Annotated in this window: 14 protein-coding genes and 2 pseudogenes; 9 read left to right on the forward strand and 7 right to left on the reverse strand. The window is 74.2% G+C overall.

The genetic code is table 11. The features are described 5' to 3' along the window. Positions 1-24 precede the first annotated feature (24 nt). Positions 25-594, reverse strand: a complete 570-nt coding sequence (locus tag ACFVU9_RS37525) for a hypothetical protein (protein WP_387601360.1) — start codon at positions 592-594, stop codon at positions 25-27. Positions 595-789: 195 nt separating this feature from the next. Between ACFVU9_RS37525 and ACFVU9_RS37530 the strand changes: the two genes are divergently transcribed. Further along, the gene (locus ACFVU9_RS37530) at positions 790-1,983 is read left to right on the forward strand and encodes a sensor histidine kinase (protein WP_387601363.1); all 1,194 of its coding nucleotides are present in this window, start codon (positions 790-792) and stop codon (positions 1,981-1,983) included. A 149-nt stretch (positions 1,984-2,132) separates the two neighbouring features. Here the strand turns inward: ACFVU9_RS37530 and ACFVU9_RS37535 are convergent, their stop codons facing one another. Then, positions 2,133-3,716 (reverse strand): purple acid phosphatase family protein, encoded by a 1,584-nt coding sequence (locus ACFVU9_RS37535; protein WP_387601366.1) that lies wholly within the window; start codon positions 3,714-3,716, stop codon positions 2,133-2,135. A gap of 99 nt (positions 3,717-3,815) precedes the next feature. Here ACFVU9_RS37535 and ACFVU9_RS37540 point away from each other — a divergent pair, with 99 nt between their 5' ends. Then, positions 3,816-4,493 carry a response regulator gene (locus tag ACFVU9_RS37540; protein WP_380444914.1) on the forward strand — a complete coding sequence of 226 codons (678 nt, stop codon included), beginning with the start codon at positions 3,816-3,818 and terminating at the stop codon, positions 4,491-4,493. A 403-nt stretch (positions 4,494-4,896) separates the two neighbouring features. On the opposite strand, the gene ACFVU9_RS37545 is transcribed toward ACFVU9_RS37540, so the two are convergent. After that, positions 4,897-6,561 carry a peptide-N4-asparagine amidase gene (locus ACFVU9_RS37545; protein WP_387601369.1) on the reverse strand — a complete coding sequence of 555 codons (1,665 nt, stop codon included), beginning with the start codon at positions 6,559-6,561 and terminating at the stop codon, positions 4,897-4,899. A 163-nt stretch (positions 6,562-6,724) separates the two neighbouring features. After that, the gene (locus ACFVU9_RS37550; protein WP_380444916.1) at positions 6,725-7,630 is read right to left on the reverse strand and encodes a LysR family transcriptional regulator; all 906 of its coding nucleotides are present in this window, start codon (positions 7,628-7,630) and stop codon (positions 6,725-6,727) included. A 138-nt stretch (positions 7,631-7,768) separates the two neighbouring features. Between ACFVU9_RS37550 and ACFVU9_RS37555 the strand changes: the two genes are divergently transcribed. Both ACFVU9_RS37555 and ACFVU9_RS37560 read left to right on the forward strand, forming a co-directional pair. After that, positions 7,769-8,728, forward strand: coding sequence for a pseudouridine-5'-phosphate glycosidase (locus ACFVU9_RS37555; protein WP_387601372.1), 960 nt, complete (start codon positions 7,769-7,771; stop codon positions 8,726-8,728). A gap of 3 nt (positions 8,729-8,731) precedes the next feature. Continuing rightward, positions 8,732-9,604: a carbohydrate kinase family protein gene (locus ACFVU9_RS37560; RefSeq protein ID WP_387601375.1), complete on the forward strand. Its 873-nt coding sequence runs from the start codon at positions 8,732-8,734 to the stop codon at positions 9,602-9,604. A 43-nt stretch (positions 9,605-9,647) separates the two neighbouring features. Here the strand turns inward: ACFVU9_RS37560 and polX are convergent, their stop codons facing one another. Further along, positions 9,648-11,423, reverse strand: a complete 1,776-nt coding sequence (gene polX / locus ACFVU9_RS37565; protein WP_387601377.1) for a DNA polymerase/3'-5' exonuclease PolX — start codon at positions 11,421-11,423, stop codon at positions 9,648-9,650. Positions 11,424-11,808: 385 nt separating this feature from the next. Here polX and ACFVU9_RS37570 point away from each other — a divergent pair, with 385 nt between their 5' ends. From ACFVU9_RS37570 to ACFVU9_RS37585, 4 genes and pseudogenes are all read left to right on the forward strand, one after another. Next, positions 11,809-12,627: a hypothetical protein gene (locus tag ACFVU9_RS37570; RefSeq protein ID WP_387601380.1), complete on the forward strand. Its 819-nt coding sequence runs from the start codon at positions 11,809-11,811 to the stop codon at positions 12,625-12,627. A gap of 129 nt (positions 12,628-12,756) precedes the next feature. After that, a complete protein-coding gene (locus ACFVU9_RS37575) occupies positions 12,757-13,407 on the forward strand; it encodes an ArsR/SmtB family transcription factor (RefSeq protein ID WP_380505208.1) in 651 nt (216 codons plus the stop codon). Further along, a complete protein-coding gene (locus ACFVU9_RS37580; protein WP_387601382.1) occupies positions 13,404-14,753 on the forward strand; it encodes an MFS transporter in 1,350 nt (449 codons plus the stop codon). Before ACFVU9_RS37575 ends, ACFVU9_RS37580 begins: the two co-directional genes overlap by 4 nt. Before the next feature lie 99 nt (positions 14,754-14,852). Further along, a pseudogene (locus tag ACFVU9_RS37585) lies at positions 14,853-15,230 on the forward strand (hypothetical protein); the annotation flags it as partial. A gap of 46 nt (positions 15,231-15,276) precedes the next feature. On the opposite strand, the gene ACFVU9_RS37590 reads toward ACFVU9_RS37585, so the two are convergent. Together ACFVU9_RS37590 and ACFVU9_RS37595 are read right to left on the reverse strand one after the other, a co-directional pair. Beyond that, positions 15,277-16,035, reverse strand: a complete 759-nt coding sequence (locus ACFVU9_RS37590) for a DUF6629 family protein (RefSeq protein ID WP_387601385.1) — start codon at positions 16,033-16,035, stop codon at positions 15,277-15,279. A 308-nt stretch (positions 16,036-16,343) separates the two neighbouring features. After that, positions 16,344-17,183: pseudogene (locus ACFVU9_RS37595) on the reverse strand (DMT family transporter); the annotation flags it as partial. A gap of 422 nt (positions 17,184-17,605) precedes the next feature. Here ACFVU9_RS37595 and ACFVU9_RS37600 point away from each other — a divergent pair. Continuing rightward, positions 17,606-17,869, forward strand: a complete 264-nt coding sequence (locus ACFVU9_RS37600) for a dsRBD fold-containing protein (RefSeq protein ID WP_380444924.1) — start codon at positions 17,606-17,608, stop codon at positions 17,867-17,869. Positions 17,870-18,186 lie beyond the last annotated feature (317 nt).

The following is an 18,186-nucleotide window of genomic DNA, read 5'->3' on the forward strand; positions in this document are numbered from 1 at the left end:
GCTGGGTCGGGCGGCCCGGCGGGCTCAGCCCCGCACGGTGAAGCCGCCGCTGGTGGTGGGGAGGAACGCTACCGTGCCCTGGCAGTCGGACACCGGCGCGCCGAACATGCCCCACACCCAGCCGACCCGGCCCGCGTGCCGCCCGTTCCCCTGCACGGTGAGCGCCACCTTCGCGCCCACCGGCGTCCGGCCCGGGAACCACGGCGCCTCGCCGCTGGTCACCACGCCGGTCGCGATCGCCTCCCGGCCGCCGACGCCCAGGCAGGTGATGTCGCCCGAGAAGTCGGCGACCAGCCGGCCGTCGGTGTGGACGTGGGTGACGTGGAAGTGCCCGCGGGTGGTGCGGGGGTCGGTGTTGACGTCGGCGTGGGCGTCCACCTCGATCCGCACGGCGTCGCCCTCGAAGCCGGTGAACGTGGTGGTCAGGACGGTCCCGGCGGCCCCGTGGACGCTGACCGGCCCGAAGTCGTCGGAGTGGGTGTCGAAGGGCGCGCCGGCGGGCGTGCCGGCGGTGGCGCTCGCGGGCGCGGCGGCGGTGATCGTCGCGGCCAGGAGGCAGAAGGCGGCTGCGGCGGTGGCGAGGCGGCGGTTCATGGTCCGTCCTCCTGTGGGCGGGTTGCGTGTGGGCGGGTCGTGTGTGGGTGGGACGCGGTGGCAGGTGCGTCGGGAACCACTCTGCTCGGTGCGGGTCTGCCAAACCTCCCGCTGTGGAGTGGAGTTGCCTCCATCGGGAGGAGGAGGCCGAATCCCCCGGCATCCCCCGGGAGAGCTGCCCGTAGGCTCGCGTGTGTGCGTACCGATCTCCCGTCCGGCGTCGGCCGGTTCCGTCGTGTGCCGGCGCTGATGGCCGGGGTGGCTTTGCTGCTGCCCGTCGTGCTGGCGCACCCGGGCGAGCACGGGGCGGCGTTGCTCGTCGCCGTGATGGCGGCGGTGGTGACGGTGGCCGCGCTGCTTTCGTGGCCTGCTGGGCGGATCGCGCTCGCGGCCGGTGCGGGGGCCGTGGCCGGCCTGTCACTGCTGCTCGACGTCGGGTACTCCGGGCCGTACCGGCTGCCCGCGTTCTGGCTGCCGTTCGAGTGGCTCGCGCTGCTCGCGGTGCTGTTCCGGGTCGTGCGACGGGTGCCCGGGCGGTGGGTCGGCGTGGTCGGCGCGGCGGTCGGGTGCGCAGCTGCGCTCCTGCCACTGCGCTTCACCCTGCGGATGCCGCACGGCAGTTGGGCGGGGTCGCTGATCGCGCTCCTGCTGGCGCTGCTGCCTGCCCTCGGGGTGGCCGGGGCCTCCCTCTACCTGCGCGTGCTGGACGCCCGGCGGGAACGCGCCGTCGACCGGGCGCGCCGCGAGCAGCGGCTCGAAGTCGCCCGCGGGCTCCACGACTTCGTCGCCCACGAGATCACCGGGATCGTGCTGGAGGCGCAGGCGGGCCAACTCGGGCCGCAGGACGGGGAGGAGACGGCGGCCCTGTTGCGGCGCCTGGAGGAGGCGGGCCTGCGGGCGCTCGACTCGATGGACGAGATGGTCGGTGCGCTGCGTGACCCGCAGTCCGGCGAGGCCGTCCGGGAAGCGCGCCGGTTCGGGCCGGCCGACCTGCCCGAACTGGTCGCGCGCTTCGACTCGGCCGGGGGCACGCGCGCCACTGTCCACCTGCCGCCGGACCCGGATGCCCTGTTGGCAGCCGAGGCCGGGGCCACCGTGTACGCCGTCGTGCTGGAGGCGCTGACGAACGTCCACCGGCACGCTCCGGGGGCGGGTGCGGTGGTCGTTCGGGTGAGTGCCGCGGTGGGGACGGAGGTCGAGGTTTCCGTGACGAACGACGGCGGCTCTCCTGCGCGGCGGGGCCGCAGGCTGCTGCGCCGCCGCCCCGGCGCGGGCGGCACCGGTCTGGCCGGCCTCACGGCGCGGGTCGCCGCCCACGGCGGGGTGCTCACGGCCGGGCCGCACGGAGTGGGTGGCTGGCGCGTCGTGTGCACGCTGCCGGGGCGGTAGCGAGGCGTGTGCTGGGCGCGGGAGGGGACGGCGGACGGCTGACGGATGACGGCGAACAGAAAACAGAAAACAGATGACAGATAACAGATGTTGAAAGTTGTCATCTGTTATCTGTTCGCCGTCATCCGTCCGGCCCCGCCCCCGCTCCGTCAGAGCTCGCGCCCCCCGCCGCGGGAGCCGCGCGGGCGGGTGAGCGTGAAGCGGTCGACGGGGACGAGGTCGCCGTACGGGCCGCTGACGGAGTAGTAGGTGACGTTGATGCTGGTGTCGCCGCCGCGCTCGCCCGGGTCGACCTCGAACGCCGCGAAGCCGTACGGGTTGTCGGCGTCGCGGAAGGCGGACCACGGCGCGTCCTCGATCACGTACACCGGCGGGCGCTTGCCGGTGGCGGGGTCGACCGCGCCGACGCCGGTGATGACGCGGGCCTTGGCCGGGCTGAAGAACAGGTGGTTCGAGGGGGCGGAGGTGCCGCCGCCGCCGATGACCATGTGGACGGTGCCCCGGGTGGTGTCGATCGTCCCGGTGTCGGTCGCGACCGGGATCGGCGTGCGGGTGTCGGTGGGCTGCTGGCCGCGGATCGGGTGGGAGCGCTCGTAGTGGTGCTCGTGGCCGCAGACGACGAGGTCGACGCCGTACCGGTCGAACAGCGGTACCCAGGACTCGCGGATGCCGAGGTCGGCGCCGTTGAACTTGTCGGCGGTGGAGATCACCACCTGGTGCATGCAGACGACGATCCAGTCGATCTCCGGGTCGGCATCGGCGGCGGCCAACTCCCGTTCCAGCCAGCGCTGCTGGGCGCCGCCGGAGTAGCCGTGGACGTAGGAGTTGCCGGCGTCCTGGTAGGCGACGTCGTCGTTGTTGAGGCTGATGACGCGCACCGCGCCCGCCGTGAACGCGTACCAGAGGCCGCGTAGTTCGTCGTCGGAGCCGGAGGACGGCAGGTCGAAGTAGGCCTGGTAGGCGCCGTAGCCGATCGGGCCGTTGCCCTTCTCGTTCTCGTGGTTGCCGGCCGCCGGCATCCAGGGGCGGTGGCGCGCGGAGCGGGAGTTGTTCTCGAACCAGTCGGACCACGTGCGGACGCGGTCGGTGGCCAGGTTGGCGTAGCAGAGGTCGCCGTTGACCAGGTGGAACAGCGGCGCGACGCGCTCGACCCCGGCGGTGGTGTCGCCGGCGGCGAGGCTGCCGAGGTTGTCGTTGGCCCAGCCGTTCGCGGTCTGCTTGCCGAGGGTGGGGGTGCCCTGGTCGCCGAAGCTGGTGAAGGTGAAGGCGGCCCGGCCGCGCGGCGCGGTGCGCACGGTGCCGAGCTCCGGGGTGGCGCCGTCGTGGACGGCCGCGTACACGTAGTCCGTGTCGGGGTGCAGGCCGCTCAGCCGGGCGTGGTGCACCTGGACCTCGGTGCCGGACTGGGCGTCGCGGTAGGTGGTGGTCGACGCGTCCTCGCTGCGGCCGAAGCCGCCGTGCGAAGTGCCGTACATCACCCGGGGGTTGGCGACGGACGCGGTGGTGTGCCAGGACACCACGACCTCCCGCGAGGCGTCCGCGCCGAACTGGAGGTGCAGGCCCGCGACGCGCGGCGCACCGGAGCGGTCCGGCCGTTCCCACAGCAGTGGGGAGGCGGCGGCCGGCGTCGCCGCGACGCCGGAGAGGGACACGGCGCCGCCGAGCCCGAGGCCGGTGGCGCCGGCCAGGAGACCGCGCCTGCTGACGGGGGGACGTCCACTGGATGCGTTCATGCCCGCCAGCCTGACGGTCCGCAGGTGAACCGCGCCGGGTTTCCGACGTGAACACTCCGGCCCGTCCGGCAACGGCACCCGCGTGGGAGACTGCCGGGCGTGACGAGTACGAACGGGGCTCCGGGGGAGCGGCTCATCCGGACGCTGATCGCGGACGATCAGGAGGCGGTCCGGCGCGGGGTGCGGCGGATCCTGGAGGCGCAGCCGGACATCGAGGTCGTGGGGGAGGCGGCGGACGGGGTCGCGGCCGTCGAGCTGGCCGCGCGGCTGCGGCCGGACGTGGCGCTGGTGGACGTCCGGATGCCGCGCATGGACGGGCTGGAGGTGACCCGGCGGCTCGCGGGGTCCGTGCACGTCGTGGTGCTGACCACCTTCGACCTGGACGAATACGTGTACCCGGCGCTGCAGTTCGGCGCGTCGGGGTTCCTGCTGAAGCGCTCGGGGCCGGCGCTGCTCGCGGAGGCGGTGCGGGCGGCGGCCGGGGGCGAGAGCCTGATCAGTCCGTCGGTCACGGTGCGGCTGCTCAGGCACGTGACGGCGCCGCGCCGGGGTGCCGGTCGTCCGGCGCCGGTGGTGGCGCTGACGGAGCGCGAGGTGGAGATCGCCGGGCAGGTCGCGGCGGGGCGGACGAACGCGGACATCGCCGCGGAGCTGTTCATCTCGGCCGGGACGGTGAAGACGCACGTGGCCAGCATCCAGCGGAAGCTGGGGGTGCGGAACCGGGTGGGCATCGCGGTGCACGCCTGGGAGATGGGGTTCGCTGTGCCCGGCCGGTAGGAGTGAGCCGGCAGGGGTGAGTCAGCAGGAGTGAGCCGGCAGGGGTGAGCCGGCAGGGGTGAGCCGGCAGGGGTGAAGTCGGCAGGTGTGAGTCGTCAGCGGTGAAGTCGGCAGAGGGCGTGAAAGAGCGGTCCACGGAGCCGAGGGGCTGCTCCGTGGACGCGCGGAACCTGCGAGGCGGAGGGGCCTCCGGACATCGCGTCCTCCGGCCGTGGGTTGTTCGATCGTCGACCGAGGTAGTTCACAGCGGCAGACCCTGATCCGTCTCGATCTGTCGCCACTGCCTCCTGCGGTCGAACTTCCTCGTCTACCTCGCAGGTCCATCTCTCATCATGCGCTTCCCCGGCGCCGTGCACCAGGGTTTTTCCGCCCGAATTGGGACGATTTTCGCGGCGGGTGACCGCTACGACACGGGCCAGCCGTCCACCGTGGTGATCGTCCGCCGGTACGGCCCGTCGGGCCCGGTGCTGCGGTAGTCCTCGGTGCTGCCTCCGGTGCGGACGGTGCGGTCGCCGTCGTGGCGGTGGGCGGTCGGGCGCAGCGCGTGGTCGACGGTGGCGACCGAGGTGACGTGGCCGCCGGTGGCCGCGGTGGCGACGCGGTGGTAGCCGAGGTCCATCGAGGTCACCTGGTCGGTGTTGCCGGCCGCGTCGCGGGTGAGGCGGTAGGTGACGTCGAGCGGTTCGGACTCGTGGACGGTGGTGGTTCGGTGCGGGCCGCCGCCCCAGGTGGCGGTGGAGCGGGTGAGGTCGGTGCCGTTGTGCAGGGTCACGTCGTTGCCGCCGTCGCGCAGTTGCTGGGCCGAGCCGAAGGAGAGGTCGTCGCGGACCTCGGTGGTGACGCGCCCGTGCGAGGTCTGCACCCAGCCGCGCGCGAGGTCGTGGCGCCCGGCGCCGACCGTCCAGTCGCCGCTGCCTCCGCCGTGGTCGGCGAGGGCGGTGGTGACGGCGGCCTCGGGGGCGACGCGGTAGTCGGTGAGCTGTCCGGTGGTGCGGTCGGTGCCGTGGTCGGTGTCGGCGAAGAGGTTGACCTGGCCGGTCCAGGCGTCGTTGCTCTGCGCCTCGGCGGCGTTGACGGTGATCTCGACGCTGTGCGGGCGGCCGTCGAGGAGCAGGCCGACGTACGGGGTGAGGTCGAGCCGGTAGGCGGGCAGGTCGAAGGCGAAGATCCCCGGGACGGGCCGCCACAGCAGCGGGTCCCAGCCGCCGGTGTAGATCACCGGGTAGGGCCAGACCGCGCCGGCGACCCGGCCGTCCACGGTGAGCCGCAGTTCGCGGAACGGGCCCTTGCCGCACGCGCCGAGACCCGGGTTGGCGCTGACGAAGGCGTCGGGCGCGGAGGCGTACGCGAACTCCTCGCAGGCGCCGCCGCCGCGGGTGTAGACCTCGGCGGTGAGGCGTTCGAGGTTCTGCGGGAAGGTGACGTCCCGGGTGGCGGTGGGGGTGGCCTGCGTGAGCGAGAACGGGCCGGTGGTGAGGAGCCGGTCCGCGGTGTGCGGGGCGGGCCAGCGGTCGGAGGTGGTGTAGAAGGTGAGGCTCGCCGAGATCGTGTAGACGCCGGTGTAGGTGGCGTCCGTGACGTTGGCGAGGTCGAAGCTGAACGGCTGCGGGCCGCCGGTGAACAGCGGCGCGTAGCGGGTCACGTCGTGCTCGACGTTCCAGCGGATGCCGTCCTTCGACGGTTCCGGGGTGGAGGACAGCAGCACCTGGACGCCGCCGATCCGCACGCTGAAGATCCGGTCGAACTGCCGCCCGGCGACCTGGCCGTGGAGGTCCAGCACGACGGCGGACCACGGCCCGGCGCAGTCGGCGGGCGGGGTGAGGGCGGCGTCGTACGGGGTGTCCGGCGGGTTGCCGTAGCCGTTGCGGAACTCGCGCTCGTGCATGACCTCGACGGTGCACGAGCGGGTGTCGGGCCGGGTGAGCGGCTTCTCGGCGGTGTACGGGTCGTGGTAGCCGGAGCCGAAGTCGGCGTGCGCGGGGCCGGCGGCGGTGACGGCCGCGGTGAGGGTCAGGACGGCGGCGCCGAGTAAGCGGGCGGCGCGGCGGAGCAGGGGGCGGACGGCCAACGGGTGTCCTCGGGGCTCGGGTCGGGCGGCCCACGGCGTGGTGCCCGCGGGCCGGGTGGACGGTCCGCGCATCCTTCCGGCGGTGGCATGTGACCGTCAAGGTGCCCGCGGGGTCGTCAACGTGCTCCCGGGGCCGTCAAGGCACATTTCGGCGGGGTCGGCTTCAGCGGTCCGCCTCCAGCGCCGCCGCCTCCTGCCGGATCAGGTCACGCAGCGCCGCGAGCCGGGGCCGGCGGTCGTCGAGGCGCCACTGCATCTCCAGCGGCAGGGTGGCCCGGCCCTCCAGGCGGACGGTGGCGACGTCGCCGGTGAGGTGGCCGGTCATCGAGCCGGGGACGAGCGAGAACGCGCGGTTGCGGGCGAGCAGGTAGAGCCGGGAGCCGACGATCCGCGGCGGACTGACCAGCACCGGCGGGTCCACGCCGCGGTCGGCGCACAGGCCGAGGACGTGGTCGTAGTAGCGCGGGTGCTGTTCGCGCGGCCACAGCAGCAGGGGCAGGTCGCGCAGTTCGGCGAGCCGGACGGCGTCCCGCCCGGCGAGCGGGTGGTCGCGGCCGAGCGCCACCCGGACCGGCTCGTCGGCGATCCGTTCCAGCCGGTAGCCGGGCACCTCGGCGAGGAAGCGGCCGAGGCCGATGTCGGCGAGTTCGGCGGCCAGGGTGGCGGACACCTGCCCGGTGTCGACGGCGAGTTCGGCCGCCACCAGCGCGGGCAGCTCCTGTTCGGCCCGGCTGATCACGGCCGGCAGGAGCCGGTTGACCACGCTCGGCGAGGCGACGATCCGGGCGGTGCCCAGCCGGGACTCCTCGTGCAGCCGCACCCGGGCCAGCAGCGCCCCGGCCTGTTCGAGCAGCCGGGCGCTCTCGGCGGCCATCACCTCGCCGGCCTCGGTCAGGCGGACCGACCGGCGGCTGCGGTCGAACAGCTCGACGCCGACCGTCCGCTCCAGCCGGGCGACCTCCTGGCTGACCGTCGGCTGCGAGACGTGCAGCCGCTCGGCGGCCCGGCCGAAGTGCAGCGTGTCGGCGACGACGAGGAAGACCTCCAGCTGACGCAAGGTGAAACCCATGGTCCGAAGCCTAGGTCAAACCCATAGTTCAAAGCCTATGGGAAGGGGCAGTACTCATTCTGGATCCCGATCCGAGCCGTCCGTACGCTGATCATCACCTTGCCCCGCCGCAGTGGCATGTCACAGAGAGCGTCCATCATGACCGGACTCACCGCGCCCAACTCCGAGGCCACCCCCAGCCCCGAGGCCATCCGGGTCTCCGACGAGGTCGCCCGGGCGGTCGCCGAGAGCACGCCCGTCGTCGCCCTCGAATCGACCATCTTCACCCACGGCCTGCCGCGCCCCCGCAACCTCGCCGTGGCACTGGAGGCCGAGGAACGGCTGCGCGAGGCGGGCGTCGTCCCGGCGACCATCGGCGTCCACGCTGGCGTGCCGACGGTGGGCCTGAGCACCGAGCAGATCACCGAACTGTCCGCCACGGACGGCATCGACAAGGTCAGCCTGCGCGACCTCCCGGTGGTCGCGGCGTTCGGCCGGCACGGCGGCACCACCGTCGCCGCCACCGCCTTCCTCGCCCACCGCGCGGGCGTCCGGGTGTTCTCCACCGGCGGCCTCGGCGGCGTGCACTTCGGCGCCTCCGAGAGCTTCGACGAGTCGGCCGACATGACCACGCTGGCCGCCACCCCGGTCACCGTCATCAGCGCCGGAGTGAAGTCGATCCTCGACATCCGGGCCACCCTGGAGCGCTTCGAGACCTTCAACATCCCGGTCATCGGCTACCGCACCACCAAGTACCCCGGCTTCTACGTCACCGACTCCGGCCACGAGATCGCCTTCCGCGTCGACTCGCCCGAGGAAGCCGCCCGCGTCATCGACGCGCGCGACGGCCTCGGCCTCCCGCAGGCCGTCCTGATCGCCAACCCGGTCGACCCCGCCGAGCAGCTCCCCCCGGAGGAGCTCGACGGCATCCTCGCCCGCGCCTGGGCCGAGGCCGACCGCCGGGGCGTCACCGGCAACGCGTCCACGCCGTTCCTGCTCGACTTCATCCAGCGCGACACGCAGGGCCGCAGCCTGGAGGTCAACGTCGAGGTCTACCGCGGCAACGTCCGCCTCGGCGGCGAGATCGCGACCGCGCTCGCCGCCGCGCGAAAGGCCTGAGCCGTGCTGGGGGTGCTCGGCGACCTCGTCGAGGACGTCGTCGTGTGGGTCGACGGCCCGCTGCGCCACGGCACCGACTCCGCCGCGCGGGTGTTCCGCCGGCGCGGCGGCAGCGCCGCCAACGTCGCGTGCTTCGCGGCCGGGCAGGTCCCGGCCCGCTTCATCGGCTGCGTCGGGGACGACCCGGTCGGCGACGGCGTCGTCGCCGAACTGACCGGCCACGGCGTGGACGTGCGCGTCGAGCGGCGCGGCCGGACCGGCAGCGTCGTGGTGCTCATCGACCGCGACGGCGAGCGCACCATGCTGCCCGACCGGGGCGCCGCCACGCTGCTGGACCGCGTGCCGGACGCGTGGCTGGCCGGCCTGAGCCACCTGCACGTGCCCGCCTACTCCTTCGACGGCGAGCCCGTCGGCCGCAGCGCCGTCGACGCGCTCGCCCGGGTGCGGCAGGCGGGCGGCACCACCTCGGTGGACGCCTCGTCGACGGGCATGCTGGAACAGTTCGGACGGGAGCGGTTCCTCGGCCTGCTGGCCGAGTTGGCGCCGACCTTCGTGTTCGCCAACCGCTCCGAGTCCGCCTACCTCGGACTGCTGGCCGACGGGACGCCCGGGCCGGAACGGGCCTGCCTCGCCGCCACCACGGTCGTCACCAAGGCGGGCGCCGACGCGACCACCGTCGACGTGCCGGGCGAGCCGCCGTTCACGGTGGCGGTGCCGCCGGTGGCCGACGTGCGCGACCTGACCGGCGCGGGGGACGCGTTCGCGGCGGGGTTCCTCGCCGGCTTCCTGGACACCGGCGACCTCCACCTGGCCGCCGGGCTCGGACACCGCAGCGCGGCGCGCGTGCTCGCCTCGCCCGGGGCGTCGTTCGGCTGACCTCCCCGGGCGGTCCTGGTGCGGCGGGGCCGCCCGGCGGTTCTCAGCGCAGCGCGTCCTTGCGGAGGAAGCGCTTCAGCCGTTGCCACGTCCAGGTGTTGACGACGTCCTCGGCGGTGAGCCACGCGCGCTGCGCCGTGCCGATGCCGAACCGCGGGTAGGCCAGGTGCGGCGTCGCGTGCGCGTCGCTGTCGATGCTGAAGCGCACGCCGTGCTTCTTCGCCCGCAGCACGTCCTCGTCGCGCAGGTCCAGGCGCTGCGGGGAGCTGTTGATCTCGATCGCCGTCCCGGTGCGCGCGGCGGCCTCGAACACCGCGTCCAGGTCGACGTCGATCGGGCCGCGCCGCCCGATCCTGCGGGTGGTGAGGTGGCCGATGACGTGCACGTACGGGTTCTCGCAGGCGCGGACCAGGCGGCGGGTCTGGGCGGCGCGGTCGAGGCCGAAGTGCGAGTGCACCGAGGCCACGCACACGTCGAAGCCGGCCAGGAACTCGGGCGGCCAGTCGACGCCGCCGTCCGGGCCGATGTTCAGCTCGGTGCCGTGCAGGAGGCGCAACTTCTTGTGGCGGCCCGCCAGTCGGCGCAGCTGCTCGCGCTGGGCGAGCATCTTCTCGTCGGTCATCCGCTGCATGACGAGGTCGGGCGCGTGGTCGGTGACGGCGTAGTACGCGTAGCCGCGGGCGGCGGCGGTGTCGATCATCTCCTCCAGCGTGGCCAGCCCGTCGGTCAGGTCGGTGTGCGTGTGGAGGTCGCCGCGCAGGTCCGACTCCTGGACCAGGTCCGGGAGTTCGCCGTGCAGTGCCGCCTCGACCTCGCCCCGGTCCTCGCGCAGCGGCGGCGCGATCCAGGGCAGGCCGAGCGCCGCGTACACCTCGTCCTCCGTCGCGGACACGACCTTGGCGCCCTCGGCCGCTCTCCCCTTGGTCCTGCCGTCGGCCTTGCCCTCCGCTTCGCCGCCCACCTCGAAGAGGCCGTACTCGGACAGCTTCAGGCCGGCCCGGACGGCCATCGTGCGCAGCTTGATGTTGTGCGCCTTCGACCCGGTGAAGTAGACGAGCGCCGCACCCCAGTCCTCCTCGGGCACCACCCGCAGGTCCACCTGGACGCCGCCGGTGGTGAGCACCGAGGTCTTGGTCGGCCCGCTCGCTATCACCTCGGCCACGTAGGGGAGTTCGGTGAGTGCGGCCATCAGCGGGGCGGAGTCCTCGGCGGTCGCGAGGACGTCGATGTCGCCGACCGTCTCGCGCATCCGGCGCAGCGAACCCGCGTACGCGCAGCGGGTGCAGCCGGGCACGGCGGAGATCGCGGCCACGAGCTGCTCGGCGAGCTCGGTCGCGGCGTCCAGCAGGGTGCGCCCGCCGGACTGCCGCATCAACTCGATGCCGTGCAGGATCTTCTCGCCGCTGCGCTCGCCGAAACCGGTCACGCCGCCGAGCCGGTCGCCGCGGATCGCCTCGGCCAGCTCGTCGACGGACGCGATCCCGAGGTCGCGGTAGAGGGCGAGGGCACGCTTCGGGCCGACGCTGGGGACGGCCATCATCTCCCGCACACCGGAAGGGATTTCGGCGCGCAGCTGTTCCAGCGCGCCGATCCGACCGGTGGAGAGGTACTCGGCGACCTTCTCCGCGGTGGACTTGCCGACGCCGGGGATCTGCTGGAGGCCCTTGGCGTCCAGTCCGGCGACGTCCTCCGGGTGACCGCCCACCGCGCGCGCCGCCTTCTCGTAGGCGCGGGCCCGGAACGCGTCCCCGCCGGTGATGTTGATCAGGTCGGCGTACTCCTGGAGCAGCTCCCGCACCTGGTCGTTGAGCCGGGGCATGGGGCCAGTTTAGGGCGGGGGGTCGACGGCCCGCCTGTGCTGGATTCCGGTCTCGTTCCCGGTGCGCTCGCTGCCGTGTTCTGCTCTGGCTCTCCGGTCGGTACCTGCCTCGTTCTGGGCTGATTCTCCTGTCGGCACCTGCCCCGTTTTCGGCTGGCTCTCCTGTCGGTGCCTGTCCCCTTCTCGGCCGGTTTGCCCGTTCCCCGCCGGTCGGGGGGTGCGCGACCGGCCGCTCGGCGGGGGAATGCGCCCGGTTCGCGCCCCCTGGCCCGATTGTCACCCGGGCGGAGGGGGCGCAGGCTGGGCGGGAGGGCCGGGGAAGCGGCCCGCTCCGGCCGGTCGCGGTGCTGACGACGGCCGCCGGTGATGTGCGAGGGGCAGGGCGATGACACGCGGGAAGCTCTGGGGCTACGTCGCGTCGGGGGCGCGGGTGCTCGGTGCCTTCGGCGGTTCCGACGGCCACGGACGGCCGGGCGGGTTCGGGCGGTCCGGGGCGTTCGGCGCGTTCGGGCGCCCGGGACCGTTCGGGCGGCCGGGCGGATTCGGGCGGTCGGGCGGCGCCCGGAGCGTGGGCACGGGCGGCCGGGACGGTGCCGCCGGAACGTTCCACCCGGGGGTGATGGCCGGGCCGCGGACGCTCTCGCGGCCGGAGCTGGTGCGCCTCGGCTGGACGGACCGGAAGACCGGGTGCGAGCCGCAGGCGCGGCACGTCCAGGTCGCCGAGGTGGTGCGCCGGGTGGTCCGCGGCGGCGGGCGGTCGGCGGCGGTGACGGTCCGTGTCGCGCCCGGGCTGCCGGTGGTGGCCGGGGACGCCCGGCGGCTGGAGGCGGCGCTCGGCGGGCTGGTCGACCACGCGGTCCGGCGCAGCCCGGTCGGCGAACGGGTGCTGGTGCGGGCGGAGGCGGTGGCCGCGCCGGCGCTGCTGGGGCTGGGGGCGTTGGGCTCGGGCCTCGGGCCGGGCACCGGGGGCGGCCCCGGCGGGTTCGGGCGGATGCGCGGGCGGGTGGAGATCCGGGTCGCGGACCGCGGCGCGTGCGAGCTCCCGGAGGCGCGGGAGTGGCTGCTCGCGGGCGTGCGGCCGGACGGGCCGGTCGGGCCCGCGCTGCACGGCCTGGTGCTGTCGTCCGGCGGGCGGGTCGCGGTGGAGACGACGCCCGGGGGCGGGCTGACGGTGGTCCTGATCCTGGCGGTCGCCCACGAGTGACGCGTCCGGTGGAGTTCGGTGACGCGCGGGGTGGAGTCCGGTCCGGTCCGCGGCGCCTCGCGTGGACCGCAAAGAGTTCTTCGCAAAAAACCCTTTGCAAAGAATTCTTTGCGGTCCTACGCTCATGCCATGACCGATGACCGTGGCTGGATGCACAGTGACGACCCGCACGCCGTACTCACCGCCAAGGGCATGCGCGCGATGGCCCACCCCGTGCGCATGCAACTGGTCGGGCTGCTGCGCAAGCAGGGCCCGTCCACGGCGACGAGGCTCGCCGAGCAGCTGGGGCTGAACTCGGGGGCCACGAGCTACCACCTCCGCCAGCTCGCCGCCGCGGGCTTCGTCGAGGAGGATCCGGGGCGCGGCAACGCGCGCGAGCGGTGGTGGCGGTCGGTGCACACGCTCACGGTCTGGACGGGGGAGGACCAGGCCGACGAAGAGCCGGAGACGGTCGTCGGGTACCTGCGGTCCGTCCTCGCCGCGCACACGTTGACCGGGCAGCGCGCGCTCAACGCCTTCGAGACGATGCCGCGCGAGTGGCGCAAGGCGGTCGACCTGAGCGACCTGGTGCTCCGCCTCACGCCGGAGGAGGCCGGGCAACTGGCCGACGACCTGGCCGCCGTGGTCGCGCGCTACCGGCGGCTGGACGCCGAGGGCCCGGTGCCCGGGGGCGCCGAGCCGGTGGCCGTCGTCGTCCACGTGCTGCCCGAGCCGAAGGCCACGGCGGACGCCGACCAGGTGGACGACCAGGTGGACGACCAGGAGGGGGAGCAAGGATGACCACCGCCGCCGTCGGCCCCGCACGGAGCCTCCGGCCGCTGGTCGGGGTGCTGGCCTCATCGGCCGTCTCACTGACGGGCACCCGGGTGTCGGCCGTCGCGCTGCCCTGGTTCGTTCTCGCGACGACCGGCAGCGCCACCATGACGGGTCTGGTCGCCTTCGCCGAGATGACGCCGTACGTGCTGGTCAAGGCGTTGACCGGGCCCCTGGTCGACCGTCTCGGCCCGCGCGTCGTCTCCTGGACGACGGACGCCGTGAGTGCCGTCGCGGCCGGACTGGTGCCGCTGCTGCACGCGCTGGGGCTGCTGCCGTTCGGGCTGCTGCTGGGCATGGTCGCGGTGATCGGCGCGATGCGCGGCCCGGGGGACCTCGCCAAGTCCGTCATGGTGCCGGAGGCGGCGGACCGCGCGCGGGTGCCGCTGGAGCGCGCCACCGGGCTCTCCGGCGTCACCGAGCGGCTTGCCTCCACGCTCGGCCCGGCGGTCGGCGGAGGGCTCGTCGCGATGGCGGGCCCGATGGCAGGCGTGGTGGTCAACGCGGCGGCGTTCGCACTGGGTTCGCTGATCATCGCCCTCGCGCTGCCGCGCGGGATGGGGCGGACGGCGGCCCCGGCCACCGGGGCCGGTGCTGCCGGACCGGGTGCGGTCGAACCGGGCGTGGCCGGACCGGGCGGCGGCGGGTACTGGCGGATGTTCCGCGAGGGCTTCGCCTTCCTGCGCGCCGAACCGCTGCTGCTCACCGTGATCGTGACGATCGGCATCACCAACCTGCTGGACGCCGGCTTCGCGACCGTGCTGGTCCCGGTCTGGGCGCAGGACTCCGGGAACGGCCCGGCGGCGATCGGCCTCACCGGCAGTGCCATGGGGATCGCGGCGGTGGCCGGCAGCCTGATCGCGGCGGGCGTCGCCCACCGGCTGCCGCGCCGCGCCGTCTTCTTCGCCGGCTTCCTGCTCGCCGGGGCACCGCGCTTCCTCGTGCTCGCGTCCGGCGCCCCGCTGTGGACGGTGGTGGCGGTGTTCGCGGTGGCGGGTTTCGGCTCGGGCTTCCTGAACCCGATCCTCGGCGCGGTGCTCTTCGAGCGGGTGCCCCGCCCGCTCCTGGGCCGCGTCCATGCCCTCGGCGACTCCCTCGCCTGGGCCGGGATCCCCCTCGGCGGCCTCCTCGCCGGCGCGACGGTGGCGCTGGTCGGGCTGATACCCGTGCTGGTCGCGTCCGGGGTCCTGTACTTCGTGACCACGGGCGCGGCCGGCCTCCGCCGGGAGTGGCGTGAGATGGACCGCCTGCGCGGCCGCGCCCCGGCGGTGGCGGACGAACCCGACCGGGCAGCGGAGCCCGCGCGGGGGTAGGCGGAGCCGTGCGGCAGGGGGAGGCGTCGGTGAGGGGCTGGGGGCTGTCAGTGGGGCGGCGCAGTATGCGGCTCGTACGAATCGGAAGGGGGTGCGGCCATGGCTGGCAGAGCGCTTGGCCAACTGAGGCAACTGCTGGGCGAGCCCGCGACGTGGGGGTCGGCGCAGCCTGAGCTCTGGGCGGCCTCGGAAGCCTGGCTCGGGTTCCGACTACCGACGGACTACAAGGCCTTCCTGGACCTCTACGGCTCGGGCACGGTCGACGAGTACCTGCAGTTGGAGCGGCCGATGGAGGGGAGCGCAGAGGAGGCCGAGCGGCTCTGGAAACACGGGTGGCCGCGAGGGCCGGAGGACTACGGGCGCTTGCCGTGGCCGTTCCATCCCGAGGCGGGCGGGCTCGTCCTGTGGGGGGCCGACGAACAGGCCAACACGTATTGGTTCCTCGCCGAGGAACCGGATCCGGACGACTGGCGGATCATCGTGTGGAGTGAGTGCGGCGAGTGGTTCGAGACCGCGGGGACGTTCACCGAGTTCCTGGTGCGGTGCTTCGACCGGGTGGACCGGCCGCCGTTCCTCGCGCACGACTGGCCCCGGAAGGACGCCCGCTACCACCCGGCGTCGGCGCGTACGGAGGGCGGCCCGCCCAGTGCACGAGCAGCACGCTGACCAGCGCCGCGAGGGCGCACCACGTGGAGAGGAAGGCGATCCGCCAGAGCAGGGCGCAGAGGCCGGCGGCCAGGCCGGTCAGGAATCCGAGGCGGCGCAGGTCGCGGTCGCCGCTGATGAGGAGGGAACCGACGGTGGTGAGGAGGTAGCCGGCCAGGAGGACGGCCGGGTGCGGCACGCCGATGCCGTACGTCAGGGTGTGGCCGTGCTCGGTGGCCACGACCGGGTGGGCGGCGACGGCGATGGCGAGCGGGACGGTGACGACCGTGCCGAGCAGGGTGAGGGCCGACAGCACGCGACGGCGGTCCGGTCCGGCCGGGTGGCCCGGTTCGGTGCTCGCGCACCACACGGCGGCCGGGACGTACACGGGCAGGAGCGGCAGGGCGATCGCCGCCCAGGCGGTGCGCGCCCAGCCGACGAGGGCGGCGGGCAGATCGCCGTCCGTGCCGAGCCAGACGACCGCCTCGAGCAGCTGGTGCGCGCCCAGCACGAGCGGGAGCGCGGCGAGCGGCAGCCGCTGCGGGCGGCCGGAACGGCGGGCGCGGACCAGGCACGCGACGCCGAGGCCCACGACGACCCCACCGGCCACCGCGTCCGCCTGCGCGCTCCAGCACATCCGGCTGCCTAACCATTCGCCGGGCTGTCGGGTGGGCTGTCACGTGGGCCGTCGGGCGTGCCGTCGAGTGGGCTGTCGGGTGGGCCGTCCGCCGGGCCGTCGTCCGTCCGGTTGTCCGCTGGGCCGTTCACGTTGCGGCCGGTCGGGCCGACCGTCCGGCTGTCGGGGGTGCTGCTCGCGCCGCCGTCCGTCCGGATGCTCGCGTCGCCGTCCATCCTGCCGTCGGGGGCGCCGCTCTCCGGCGTGCCGTCGTCGGGGCGGTCGTCCGGGGGCGCGCCGATGCTCTCCAGGGTGTCGCGGACGGTGCCGGGCATCGCCCGGTGGCGGCCGATCACGATGACGCCGACCACGATCGCGACCAGCCCCAGGGACTCCCAGGCGAGTGCGCCCGGGGTCACCCGTAGCCGGTCGCCGAGGAAGCCGACCGCGCAGGCGATCCCGGCGATCGGCTGGGCGGCGGTGAGCGCGGGCAGGGACATCCGCAGCGGCGCGGCCTCGAAGGCGCTCTGCACGAGCAGCAGCCCGATGACGCCCGCCACGATCACGGCGTACGGCTGCCAGGTGCGCAGCACGGCGGAGAGCCCGTCGTGGTCGAGCCGTTGGGTGGTGGTGCGGGTCAGTGCGTCCTGCAGTCCGTACAGGAGGCCGGCGGCGAGGGCCAGCAGCGTCGCCTCCTCGAAGAGCGGCAGTTTCCGGGCCGCCGACACCAGCAGCAGGACGAGTCCGACGACGGTGCCGACCACCAGCCAGTGCCGCAGTTCCCCGGCGGGCGCTCCGCCCCCGGAGGGCTGCCCGGCCACGATGAACGCCGTCACCCCGAGTCCCAGCAGCAGGACTCCGGCCCAGCCCGAGCGGCCGAGGGTCTGACGGGTCAGCATGCGGGAGAGGGCCATGGCGAACAGGAGGTTGGTCGCGAGCAGCGGTTCGACGAGCGACACCTCGCCCTTGTTGAGCGCGAGCGCGGAGAGGATCAGTCCGCTGACCATGAACCCGGTGCCGAGCAGCCATTCGGGCATCCGCATCAGGTCCAGCAGCAGTCGCCAGTGCAGCATGTCGGCACGTGGGGCCCGCTGCGCGGCGTGCTGCTGGAGGACGAACCCGAGGCCCAGGCAGCAGGCGGCGCTCAGAGCGAGGAGGAAGACCGCCACGGAGGGACCACCCGGTGTGTCGCTGCCCCGACGTCGCCGATCGCCGGTTGCCGGTCGCCGTTCGGCGGATCGCTGCCTGCGCCGCGTCGGCGGTCCTGGGGTCGGGCAGCGGTCGCGGCGCCTTCCGTCAGCCTACCGCCGGGGCGCCGACGGGGCCGTTCGACGGCGGGACCGCCCAGGCGCAACCGTCCAACGCGGGGGCATGCAGCGCGCGACCGTCGAATGCGGGACCGCCCAACGCAGGGCCGCCCAGCGCAGGCCCGCCCAGCGCGGGGGCGCCGGAGCCGGTCGGACCCGGAGCCGGCCCCCGCGCTTGCCGGGGTGGGCGCGGCGGGCGCACGCTGGTGTGAGCGGCCGCCCGCGGTGCACCGTCCGTGCCGACCGGGACAGGCGCGACGGGGGCCGGTGCCAGGAGGTGTGGCATGCACAACCAGTGGGACGTGGAGCTGAGCTTCGACGAAGACGGCGTGCACACGACGTGCGAGGCGAGGCTGACCGGCGCGAGGGCCCCGGGCCTCAGTGCGCACGGCGAGTCGGTGAAGAGCGCGGACGACCGTCCGCTCGCCAGGATCGGCGAGGAGGTCGCGGCCTCGCGCGCCCTGGAGGAGCTGTCCCGCAAGCTGCGGGTCCAGGCCACCGGGGAGATCGAGGACGAGGGGCACCGCCCCGGCTACCTGATCTACTGAAGCGATCTTGGCCAGTGCTCCGCCGTTCACGGCGGAGGTGAAGGCCATCCCGAAGCCCGAGCCGCGAAGCGGCGAGCTTCCGCTGCGATCCGGTCTGACGTCAGTGATAGCCAAGCTGAAGTCGCTGAGGTGTGCAATGACTTGGGTGAGTCTCGCACTCGCCTCGACGGTCGGGAGGATCGTCGTTGGACGGGCCTGCCCCGTCACACCTGCCGGGGCGACCTAGGGCCTGTTTTAGAAGGCGTCGAAGGTGTGCCTTGTTGGCCGCCCGGGGAAGCTCCGGGCGGCCAACGAGAGGATGAGGTCGCGGGCGATCG

Origin of the sequence: Kitasatospora sp. NPDC057936 (genome assembly GCF_042887525.1) — a bacterium.
Taxonomy (GTDB): Bacteria; Actinomycetota; Actinomycetes; order Streptomycetales; family Streptomycetaceae; genus Kitasatospora.

What these genes read in the sequence shown, in the direction of transcription:
- ACFVU9_RS37525 (WP_387601360.1), bottom strand. Translation starts at nt 594, where the DNA reads ATGAACCGCCGCCTCGCCACCGCCGCAGCCGCCTTCTGCCTCCTGGCC.
- ACFVU9_RS37535 (WP_387601366.1), bottom strand. Translation starts at nt 3,716, where the DNA reads ATGAACGCATCCAGTGGACGTCCCCCCGTCAGCAGGCGCGGTCTCCTG.
- ACFVU9_RS37550 (WP_380444916.1), bottom strand. Translation starts at nt 7,630, where the DNA reads ATGGGTTTCACCTTGCGTCAGCTGGAGGTCTTCCTCGTCGTCGCCGAC.
- ACFVU9_RS37555 (WP_387601372.1), top strand. Translation starts at nt 7,769, where the DNA reads ATGACCGGACTCACCGCGCCCAACTCCGAGGCCACCCCCAGCCCCGAG.
- polX (WP_387601377.1), bottom strand. Translation starts at nt 11,423, where the DNA reads ATGCCCCGGCTCAACGACCAGGTGCGGGAGCTGCTCCAGGAGTACGCC.
- ACFVU9_RS37570 (WP_387601380.1), top strand. Translation starts at nt 11,809, where the DNA reads ATGACACGCGGGAAGCTCTGGGGCTACGTCGCGTCGGGGGCGCGGGTG.
- ACFVU9_RS37575 (WP_380505208.1), top strand. Translation starts at nt 12,757, where the DNA reads ATGACCGATGACCGTGGCTGGATGCACAGTGACGACCCGCACGCCGTA.
- ACFVU9_RS37580 (WP_387601382.1), top strand. Translation starts at nt 13,404, where the DNA reads ATGACCACCGCCGCCGTCGGCCCCGCACGGAGCCTCCGGCCGCTGGTC.
- ACFVU9_RS37590 (WP_387601385.1), bottom strand. Translation starts at nt 16,035, where the DNA reads ATGTGCTGGAGCGCGCAGGCGGACGCGGTGGCCGGTGGGGTCGTCGTG.
- ACFVU9_RS37600 (WP_380444924.1), top strand. Translation starts at nt 17,606, where the DNA reads ATGCACAACCAGTGGGACGTGGAGCTGAGCTTCGACGAAGACGGCGTG.